The organism is Streptosporangium sp. NPDC051023 (assembly GCF_040689595.1).
Classification (GTDB): Bacteria; Actinomycetota; Actinomycetes; order Streptosporangiales; family Streptosporangiaceae; genus Streptosporangium.
Genome location: NZ_JBFBCE010000106.1, coordinates 22,688 through 32,268 on the forward strand (window position 1 = coordinate 22,688; position 9,581 = coordinate 32,268).

Here is a 9,581-nt window from a genome sequence, read left to right on the forward strand (position 1 = left end):
CGTGCCGGACCTGGAGTCGCTGGTCGAGGAGTTCCCCTACCGGGTACCGGGAGCGAGCGTGGGGGCTGCTGGTGCTGGCGCTGTATCGCGCGGGCAGGCAGGCCGACGCGCTCGGCGCGCTGTCCAGGGAGCGGGCGACCGAGCGGCTCGAGCTGACCCCGTTCAACGCCGCGGACGTATCGTCGTACCTGCGTCTGCGGATGGTCGAGGAGGCTCCGGAGCTGGTCACCGTGCTGCTGGAGCGGAGCGGGGGAAACCCCTTCTACCTGGGCGAGCTGGTCCGCCTCAGGGAGAGCGAGCAGGGCCTGTCCGCCGCGCTGCCGCCCGGGGCACGCGACGTCATCGGGCGTCGCGTCGCCAGGCTCCCCGAGGAGACGCGAGAGCTGCTCGGGGTCGCCTCGGCCGCCGGGCGCGACGTGGAGACCGCCCTACTCGAAGCCGTCATGGAGATCCCGGTCGAAGAGGTGATGTCCTTGCTGGAACCGGCGGTGGCCACCGGACTGCTGTCCGAGGTTCCCGGCGGCTTCGACTACCGCTTCTCCCACGCCCTGGTGCGCGACGCGCTATACTCGGGCCTCGGCCGCCTGGCACGGGCCCGGCTGCACCTGAGGATAGGCGAATACCTCGAGAGGCTGCCTGAGGCGGAGCCGGTACGGCTCGCCCACCACTTCGCCGCGGCGGCGAAGGCGGGCGGCACGGCGAAGGCCGTCGAGCACGCGGGCCGCGCGGCACGGCACGCGACGGCACGGCTCGCCTACGCCGAGGCCGTCGAGCTGTGGGAGCTGGCGCTTTCCTGCCTGCCCCCCGGCGACGAGGCGGCCCGGTGCGCGGTGCTGACCGAGCTCGGGCAGGCCCGCCGTACCGTGGGGAACGCCGAGGGCGCCTTCCGTGACCTGCAGGAGGCGATCGGCCTGGCCCTGCGCACCGGCGACCGCGCGGCGCTGGTCTCCGCGATCATCGTGTTCGGCGGCTTCACCATGTGGAACTGGCGCCCGTACGGCGTGGTGGACGCGGGAATGGTCGCTGTCCTCGAGGACCTGCTGACCGGGCCGCTGAACGACGGCGACCGGGCCGCGCTGCTGGGCACGCTAGGCATGGAGCTGTACTACGGCCCCCGGCGAGCCGAGGGTGAGCGGTACGCGCTCCAGGCGGTGGAGATCGCCCGCGGCCTGGACAACCCCGGACTGCTCGCCCGCACCCTGAACAACTACCTGCTGGTGAGCTGGATCCCGGGGCGCAACGCCGAGCGGCTGGACGCGGCCGAGGAGATGCTGGCCATCCCCGGCCTGCCCAGAGCGGCCCAGCTCGTGGCACGGGTGCTGAGGATGGCCTGCCTGCTGCGCGCGGGTGACCTGACGGAGTGGGACCGTGACCTGGCCCGGTGCGAGAGGCTCCTGGACGAGGTTCGCCGCCCTGAGCTGGAGGCGATGGTACGCATCGCCGAGACCGCCAAGTGCACGATGGAAGGGCGCTGGGCGGACGCCGAGGCGCTGATCGGCCAGTTCGACGACGTCCTGTACGGCTCCAGCCTCTGGCAGGGCGCCGAGTTCCGCAGGCTGGTGACGATGTTCACCTGTGAGCGCGGGCGGGACCGGGGACGGGTCGCAGGCATGCTCGACGAGCTGGTCACGGTGGCCGAGCAGCCGGCGATGGTCCCGCTGCGCCCCGTCGCGGTGCTGGCCGCGCTGGACGCGGGACGGGAGGACCTCGCGCGGGAACTGGCCGCCCACTGGGGCACCGAGGTCGGCGAGGACTGGATCGCCGACTTCCTACTCCCCGTCTGGGGGATCGTCTCCGCCTGGCTCGGCGTCCCCGATCCCGCGCCGCTCTACGATGCGCTCCTGCCGCGCGCCGACCAGCTGATCGTCGCGGGAACGGGCTGCGCGACCTGGGGTTCGACCCATCACGTGCTGGCCGGGCTGGCGGCGCGGCTCGGCCGTACCGTCTCTGCTCGGGAACACGCCCACGCGGCGGCGCGGGCGCACCGCGCGCTCGGCCTGCTCTATTGGGAGGAGCGGAGCCTGGCGCTACTGGAGGGCCTCGAAACGAGCCACGCGGCGGGTCTCTCCCCTTCCGGAGATGTCGTGACGGAATTGCCGCCTTTTTTGCCAACAAAAAGCGCAAAATAGGCCTAGAGTCCGCGCATGTGAGTGACAGTTCCATCCTCCCCGTGCGTGGACGCGCCGTGCGGCCCTCAGGCAGGCACCGCAGGCCCGTGCCCTCCCACCTCCCGCCCGAGGCACCCGCTCTGGTGCTGGCCACGCTCGGTGATGCCTCAGGCGTCACCGCCGAGCTAGCGGCCTTGATCCGGGGGGATAATCCGCAGATCGAGGTCCGGCTGGCCAGTCTCGGCGAGGACGGCAAGGAGCTGACCTCCGCTCTGGAGGACGCCGCCCGCGAGCGCCCCGAGGACAGCATCGCCGCCGTCGTGGTGCCACTGCTGACCGGCCCGCACCCGGTCGCGGACCGCCTAATCGCCGGCGCGGTCGCGTCGAGCGGGGTTTCGGTCACGGTCACGGAGTCGCTTGGCCCGCACCCGCTGCTCGCGGAGGCGCTGCACATCCGCCTGGCGGAGAGGGAACTGGCCAGGGCCGACCGGATGCGGCTGCTCAACGTCTCCAGCCCCGTCGACGCGGTCGTCATGGTCACGGTCGGCGGAGAGGGCGCGGCGGCCGAAGCGCAGCCGACGGCCGTGCTGCTGGCCTCCCGGCTGACGCTGCCCGTCCTGGTCGCCTCGCTGGACAGCGCGCCCGACGTCGCGGGAGCGGCCGAACGGCTGCGCGGCATCGGCGCGCAGCGCATCGCGCTGTCCCCGTGTCTCATCGGTCCCGAGGCCGATCCGGGGCTGGCGAGCGCGGCCGCGGCGAGGATCGGCGCCGACTGCGCCGACGCGCTCGGCGCGCACGGGCTCGTGGCCGACCTGGCCGCCCGCGCCTACGGGAGCGTCCTGGCCGCTGGATGACGTGAGAGATCCTCTCGGGCGGGTATCCGCCAGGTACGGCATCGCCAGAGAGGATCGACCCATGTTGTTTGGAAAAGAACACGTCAAGCGCTATCGCGAGACCGACGGCGCCGAGGGGCACGACTGGCAGGGCACCACGGCCCTGATCCTGACCACCACGGGACGCAGGACGGGCGAGAAACGCGACGCGCCGCTCATCTACCAGCGCCACGATGACGACTATCTGGTCGTGGCCTCCAACGGCGGCGCCGACGCTCCACCGACCTGGTATCTCAACCTGCAGGCCGACCCCGAGGTCGAGGTCCAGGTGCTGGGAGACCGGTTCAGGGCGAGGGCGCGCACGGCGACGCCCGAGGAGAAGCCAGAGCTGTGGCCGATCATGACCGCCGCCTGGCCTCCCTACGACGAGTATCAGACGAAGACCGACCGGGAGATCCCGGTGATCGTGCTGGAACGCCTCTCAGCGTGAGCCCGGCTTGAGCGCGCGTCACGCGCGCTCAGGCGCCGAGTGGGGAGGGGTCAGGGCTCCAGCCAGACGTAACCGGCGAAACGGCCGGTCTGCTGGTCCCGGCGATGGGAGAACAGTTCCGCCGTCTCGATGGTGCAGCGGGTGTCGTGGGTGACCTCTCGCACCCCCGCCTTGGCGAGCTGCGAGATGATCGCGGCACGCAGGTCCAGGGCGGGGGTGTCGTCCCGGGTGATCGACCACGCCTCGGGCAGCACGGCCGCGACCTCGCTGCGGAGCCGGGCGGGGACCTCGTAGCAGCTGCCACAGGCCATTGGGCCGATCAGGGCGGTCATCCTCGCCGGGTCGGCGCCATGCCGCACCATCTCCTCGACCAGGGCGGGAACCACGCCGAGGACGGTGCCGACCCGGCCCGAGTGTGCGGCCCCGACCAGGCCCGCCCCGGAGTCGGCCAGCAGGACGGGGGCGCAGTCGGCGCAGAGCGCCGCCAGGCCGAGGCCGGGGACGTCGGTGCAGACGCCGTCCAGCGGTGGCGGGTCGTCGCCGAACGGCTCGGTCACGTAGCGGACGTCCGCGCTGTGCACCTGCCGCATGAACACGACCCGCTCCAGGCCGAACTCGGCGGCGGTCCTGGCCCGGTTGACGGCGACCGCCTCCGGGTCGTCGCCGCACATGCCCCCGAGATTGCGGCTGCCGTACGGCTCCGCGCTGACACCGCCGTCGCGGTTGGTGATCCTCATTTGAAAGTTCACGGCCCCGACCTTACCGACCCGTGGAACCCCCTTCTTGGTGCGTTCGTTATCCAGAACGACAGATCCCCACAGGAATTGGGAGCGTCATGACAAAGATCGCTTATGACCGGAAGGAACAGCTCCAGCAGATCGAGAGCGGCCTGCTACCGGGCGAGCAGATCATCGCCGTCTACGACGCGATCGGCGCGGGCACCGGCTTCCTCGGGCTGACCGACAAACGGGTGATCGTGCAGGACAAGTCCTTCGTGGGAAAGAGGGTCGCGCTCACGAGCATCCCCTACGACAAGGTCTCCGCGGTCAGCGTGGTGAGCAACAGGTCCTTCGCCGGCTCGTTCTTCTCCTCGGGGGCGATCGCCATCCATGTGGGAACCCACACCTACGAGGTCGAGTTCCGCGGCGACGACAAGGCCCATCACGTGCACAACGTGATCCTGCACTTCATCACCACGGGCTGAGCCTCCCGTGGTCGCCCCGGCGCGCCCCGCGTCGCGGCGGCCCGAGCCTCCCCAGCCGCTCGGGGGCGTCAGCGGACGGTGATCCGGAAGATCCGGTCGGAGCCTTCCGGCTGTCCCCCGTTGCTCGTGGCCAGCCAGAGCCGGTCGGTGCCCGGAATCCTGGTCACGGTGCGCAGCCTGCCGTAGGAGCCCGTGTAGTAGGCGGTGGGGGCGGCGGTGCTCTCCCCCTGGCACAGCGGGATGCGCCAGAGCCGCTGTCCGCGCAGCGCCGCCATGTAGACGACGTCGCGGACGATCGCGATGCCGCTCGGCGAGGCGACGGAGACCGGCCATGTCCGCTTGGGGTTGGTCATGCCCACGACGTCGCAGGTGCCCTCGCAGACCGGCCAGCCGTAGTTGAGGCCCGGCTTGATCAGGTTGAGCTCGTCGACGGCGGCGTTGCCGAGCTCCGACTCCCAGAGGCGCCCCCGGGAGTCCCAGGCGATGCCCTCCGGGTTGCGGTGGCCGTAGCTGTAGACGAGGGTGCCGAAGGGGTTGCCCGGCGCGGGCGCGCCCGAGGTGGTCATCCGCAGGATCTTGCCGTTGAGCGAGTCACGGTTCTGCGCGGTCTCGGGGTTCTGCGCGTCGCCGGTGGTGGCGTACAGGTAGCCGTCGGGCCCGAAGGCCAGGCGCCCGCCGTTGTGGTTGGCGTTCTTGGCGATGCCCCGCACCAGGACCGTGTAGCCGCCGAGCACGCCGTCGTCGTCGTAGGTCATCCTGGCGATCCGGTTGCCCTCGGCGGCGGTGTGCATGAAGTACACGTAGTGGTTTCTCGTCCAGCGGGGGTCGACCGCGACGCCGAGCAGGCCGCCCTCCCCGTCGGTCGTCACCGTCTCGGGCACCGTGCCCACCTCGATCTTTCCCCCGGCGAACGTGGTCACGAAGACCTTGAAACTGTCGCGTTCGGTGACCAGGGCGCTCCGCCCGCCGGGCAGCCAGGCGATCCCCCAGGGGATCGACCAGCCCGCCGAGACCTGGGCGATGCCGGACGGCACTCCGCCGCCGCACCACACGGCGGCGGGCCCCGTCGTCCCGCCCGGCCCCGAAGAGGGGCATGCCACCCCGGAAGGCGCCGTGACCGCCGCCACGGCCGGTGACCCGGATGCCGTGGCGACCGTGGACAGACCGAGAGCCACCGCGAGGAGCGCTCCGAAAGAGCACCCCGCGAGCCTTCCAAAAAGCATGACATTCCCCCGACTTTTCATGTCAAATCCATTGGCGCACCCGCGCAAGATCGGATCTGTTCTACCCGCTCGCCTGGCCTTCCACTCGGGTCGCCCGAAAGGCGCCGACGACCCCGACCGGCGGTGGGTACGAGCTGCGCCATATCGCAGCGCGATCCCATGCCACAGACACCCGCCGCATAACACACAGAAACAGAATCACGCGAAGGCCGACCCGCACACCATTTCACCGGACGTGACCGAATCTAATTCCGGCCCAGCTGAAACTCATGTCAATACTGACATAGTGGTATTGCGATGGTAAAGTAAAATGGCTGTTGTCAATGGAACCAGCGAATGCGCCGGGTCTTCTGGTTGCGGCGCGGCCCTCACCGGTGACCCCCGTTAACAGGATTGCCCATGCAGGCACCCAGGCTCCGGCCAGGCGATGTCGGCAGTATGTCAGGAGAGTCCGGGCCGGATGAGTCGAAGCTCCGCCCTCTCGGGAGTGACGGCGGGTGCGGTCCCCTCCGCACTCATCGGACGCGGTACCGAGCTGCGGGCGCTTTTGGTGGCGATCACAAATCCGCCTTCGGTGACGCTGGTGGAGGGTGCAGCGGGCATCGGCAAGACCCGGCTGGTCACAACGGCGGTCAATCACCTGCGTAGGGCCGGGCGCACCGTATTGGTCGGTCGCTGCCAGCAGATCCGCGCCCCCTTCCCTTACGGCCCGATTCTCGATGCCCTACGACACCTGGCCAACTCCTTACCCGCGAGACAGCACCTCAGCCCGGTCACCGGGGTGCTGCGCGGCCACCTGCCCGAACTCGCCGGCGGCCTGCCCCCCGCCGCCGCCCTCCTGGAGGATCCCCGGGCTGAGCGGCACCGACTGTTTCGCGCGGTCCACGCCCTGCTGACCGCCGCACCCGCCGTGATGGTGGTGGAGGACCTGCACTGGGCCGACGAGGACACAAGGGACCTGCTGTACTTCCTCAGCGGCCAGATGCCTCGGGGCCTGTCGCTGGTGGCGACCTTCCGGCGGCACGATCTGCCGGTCCCGGGACTGCCCCTGGGACGCGCCTACCGGCGCTCACCCGGTACGGCCAGCGAGACCATCTCACTGACACCCCTCGACGTCGACGGAGTGCGCGCTCTGGCACGCGCACTGTTGGGCCGCGACATCACCGCCTCCTTCGCCGCGAAGCTGCTCGGGTGCACCAGCGGCATCCCGTTCGTCATCGAGGAGGTGCTTCGCACACTGCCCGATGTCCAGCAAGAGGAGGAGGAACTGGAGGAAGTCGACCGTATGCCCGTTCCGCTGCTCATACGCGAGGCGATAGCCGAGCGGTTGTCGGGTATGTCCGCCCTCGGGCTGCGGGTGACCCACGCCGTCGCGGTACTTCGCTCGCCGGCTGACGAGCCGTTGATCACCGCGGTCTGCGGACAGACCTCGGACACCGATGATGACAAGACAGCGGCAGGGCTTCGTGAGGCGCTGGAAGCCGATGTGTTGGGTGAACACGAGGGTCACTACGGTTTCCGTTATGCCTTGGCGTGCCAGGCCGTCTACGACACGATTTCCGGCCCAGACCGCAGGTTGGCCCATCTGCGGGCATTGGCCGCGCTCACGCGGGCCGACTCGTCGTCGCCGGCCGAGCTGGCCTTCCACGCCCGGCACGGGGGTGACCTCGAGGCGTGGCAGCGCTACGGCAGTGCCGCCGCCGACCACGCCATGGCGCTCAGCGACATCCCGCAGGCCGTCGAAATTCTCGGCGACCTGCTCGCCGACCCCAAGCTACCGCGATCCGGTCGCGACGCACTGATCGTGCGTCTCAGCGGGCTGGCCCTGAGCGGCCTGTCCCACCAACGAGTCATCCGACTGCTGCGGCGCCTGCTGTCCGACCCTCTGCTGCCCAGGGACGTGCGCGGCGAGGTCCGGCTGAATCTCGGCCAACTGCTGTGCAATCACGCCGGTGTCATCGCGGCCGGACGGCAAGAGATCATCAGCGCGCTCGCCGACCTGTCGGACCGACCCGCCACCGCCATCCGCGCGCTTGCCTTGCTGATGACGCCCACGTGGGGAGAGGAACCGCTCAGCAGGCACGTCGAGTGGGCCGAGCAGGCCGAACGGCTGCTGGTCTCCTGTCGCGATCGCGAGCTGGCAGCCACGGTACGCGCCAACAGGATCGCCTTCGCCGTGTCAGTCGGTTCGCCGGAGCTGTTCACCCTGGCCGAGGCCCTTCCCACCGACGACTCCTCGGCGACCATACGGCGCCACACCGCTTTCACCTACGCCGCCCTGTACGACGGTGCGATCACACTCGGCCACTACCTCGCCGCCAGACGATTCGGCGAGAAGGGCAGGCGGATCGCCGAAGAGACCGGCGCCCTGTATGCGGCTCATCTCATGGAGGTGACCTCAACCCGGCTGGACTGGCTGACCGGACACTGGGACGGGCTGCGGAAACGGGCCGCCGCGATAGTGGAGGGAAGCCGGGAGACGCCCCTTCTGACACTGGACGCACGACTGGTCCTGGGGCTGCTCGCATTGGCCACCGGCGAGTGGCAGGAGGCCGAAGACCACCTGTACGCCACCGGCCCGCACGACCCCGCTTCTGCCTTCCAGCCGTTGCTGGCGACCGCGTCCGCCGGGTTGATCAACCTGCACCTGGCCCGGGGCTCGGTGGAGGCCGCGGTCGGCGAGGCCGGCCAGGCGGTGGAAAGACTGCGCCGCAAAGCGGTGTGGGTGTGGGGTGAACATCTGGTACCCTCCGCCGTCGCCGCCCTGCTCAAGGCGGAGCGTACCGACGAGGCGACCGGGCTGGTCGCCGAGTTCGCGGCCGGGATAGCAGGCAGGAGTGCCCCCTCCGCCGAGGTAGGGCTCGGCCTGGCGCACGCCATGCTGGCCCATGCCGAAGGCCGCTACGCCGCCTCCGCCGATCTCTTCGCCGAGACCCGCGCCGCGCAGGAGGCGATGCCCCAGCCGTACGGCGCCGCACGCTCGATGGAGGCGGAGGCGGAGGCACGGCTGAACCTCGGCGACCACGTGGCGGCGACACAAATCCTGACCTCGGCGGCCGAGCGGTTCGCCCGGCTTGGGGCGACCCACGACGCGGCGCGCTGCCGCAGTACCCTGCGAACGATCGGCGCGGGAATCCTGCTGCCCAAAGGAAAGCGCGGCAAGGAGGGGGCACTGTCTCCGAGGGAGAGCGAGGTCGCCAGGCTGGTCGCCCTCGGCCGCACCAACGCGGAGATCGCCGAGGTGCTGTTCCTTTCCCCGCGCACCGTCGAGGCACACGTGGCCAAAGTGCTGCGCAAAGTCGGCGTCCGCTCCCGCACCGAGGTGGCGCTGCACGATGAGGAATGAGCCTCTCCGCGGGGAGGGTTCCCCGGGAGTCATGTGGCCATCTCGGTGGCCCGGGAGCGTTGGCATCGGTTCTGCGGCATCGTGGACCAGACGACATCAGCCGCGGTGCGCGTCAGGTCAGACGCGCGCCCACAGGAAGTCGTAGTTCGGCGGTTCCCAGCCCGGGTAGGCCGTGTGCGCCGCGAGGCACCTGTAGGTCGAGCCGCCGTAGGTGACCAGGTCACCCACCCGGTAGGCCGTTCCCGCCTTCCATGGGGGTGCGGAGGGGGTGGTCGGGGTGGAGGTCGGGGTGATCGTGGGGGTCGGCGTCGGCACCGGGCCGGTGAAGTTGGCCACGAAGTCGAACGTCGCCTCCCTACCGGAACCGACCGTGCGCA

Annotated in this window: 7 protein-coding genes and 1 pseudogene; 5 read left to right on the forward strand and 3 right to left on the reverse strand. The window is 70.4% G+C overall.

The window, feature by feature from the left end:
- Nucleotides 1-50: 50 nt before the first annotated feature.
- From AB0395_RS41830 to AB0395_RS41840, 3 genes and pseudogenes are all read left to right on the forward strand, one after another.
- A pseudogene (locus tag AB0395_RS41830) lies at nt 51-2,129 on the forward strand (hypothetical protein); the annotation flags it as partial.
- Between the two features lie 17 nt (nt 2,130-2,146).
- Nucleotides 2,147-2,962 carry a hypothetical protein gene (locus AB0395_RS41835; RefSeq protein ID WP_366291861.1) on the forward strand — a complete coding sequence of 272 codons (816 nt, stop codon included), beginning with the start codon at nt 2,147-2,149 and terminating at the stop codon, nt 2,960-2,962.
- 61 nt (nt 2,963-3,023) lie between these two features.
- On the forward strand, nt 3,024-3,431 hold the full coding sequence (locus AB0395_RS41840; protein WP_366291864.1) for a nitroreductase family deazaflavin-dependent oxidoreductase: 408 nt from the start codon (nt 3,024-3,026) through the stop codon (nt 3,429-3,431).
- A 50-nt stretch (nt 3,432-3,481) separates the two neighbouring features.
- On the opposite strand, the gene pgeF is transcribed toward AB0395_RS41840, so the two are convergent.
- Nucleotides 3,482-4,168 carry a peptidoglycan editing factor PgeF gene (gene pgeF, locus AB0395_RS41845; protein ID WP_366291878.1) on the reverse strand — a complete coding sequence of 229 codons (687 nt, stop codon included), beginning with the start codon at nt 4,166-4,168 and terminating at the stop codon, nt 3,482-3,484.
- A gap of 98 nt (nt 4,169-4,266) precedes the next feature.
- Between pgeF and AB0395_RS41850 the strand changes: the two genes are divergently transcribed.
- A complete protein-coding gene (locus tag AB0395_RS41850; RefSeq protein ID WP_366291867.1) occupies nt 4,267-4,635 on the forward strand; it encodes a PH domain-containing protein in 369 nt (122 codons plus the stop codon).
- A gap of 68 nt (nt 4,636-4,703) precedes the next feature.
- Here AB0395_RS41850 and AB0395_RS41855 read toward each other — a convergent pair whose 3' ends face one another.
- Nucleotides 4,704-5,810 (reverse strand): PQQ-dependent sugar dehydrogenase, encoded by a 1,107-nt coding sequence (locus AB0395_RS41855; RefSeq protein WP_366291870.1) that lies wholly within the window; start codon nt 5,808-5,810, stop codon nt 4,704-4,706.
- Between the two features lie 508 nt (nt 5,811-6,318).
- Between AB0395_RS41855 and AB0395_RS41860 the strand changes: the two genes are divergently transcribed.
- Nucleotides 6,319-9,204 (forward strand): AAA family ATPase, encoded by a 2,886-nt coding sequence (locus tag AB0395_RS41860; RefSeq protein ID WP_366291873.1) that lies wholly within the window; start codon nt 6,319-6,321, stop codon nt 9,202-9,204.
- A 117-nt stretch (nt 9,205-9,321) separates the two neighbouring features.
- On the opposite strand, the gene AB0395_RS41865 is transcribed toward AB0395_RS41860, so the two are convergent.
- Nucleotides 9,322-9,581, reverse strand: a 260-nt coding sequence (locus AB0395_RS41865) for a carbohydrate-binding protein (protein ID WP_366291876.1), incomplete at its 5' end; no start/stop codon positions are given.

Excerpts from the sequence above, each read along its gene's own strand:
- AB0395_RS41840 (WP_366291864.1), top strand. The coding sequence starts at position 3,024 with ATGTTGTTTGGAAAAGAACACGTCAAGCGCTATCGCGAGACCGACGGC.
- pgeF (WP_366291878.1), bottom strand. The coding sequence starts at position 4,168 with ATGAGGATCACCAACCGCGACGGCGGTGTCAGCGCGGAGCCGTACGGC.
- AB0395_RS41850 (WP_366291867.1), top strand. The coding sequence starts at position 4,267 with ATGACAAAGATCGCTTATGACCGGAAGGAACAGCTCCAGCAGATCGAG.
- AB0395_RS41860 (WP_366291873.1), top strand. The coding sequence starts at position 6,319 with ATGAGTCGAAGCTCCGCCCTCTCGGGAGTGACGGCGGGTGCGGTCCCC.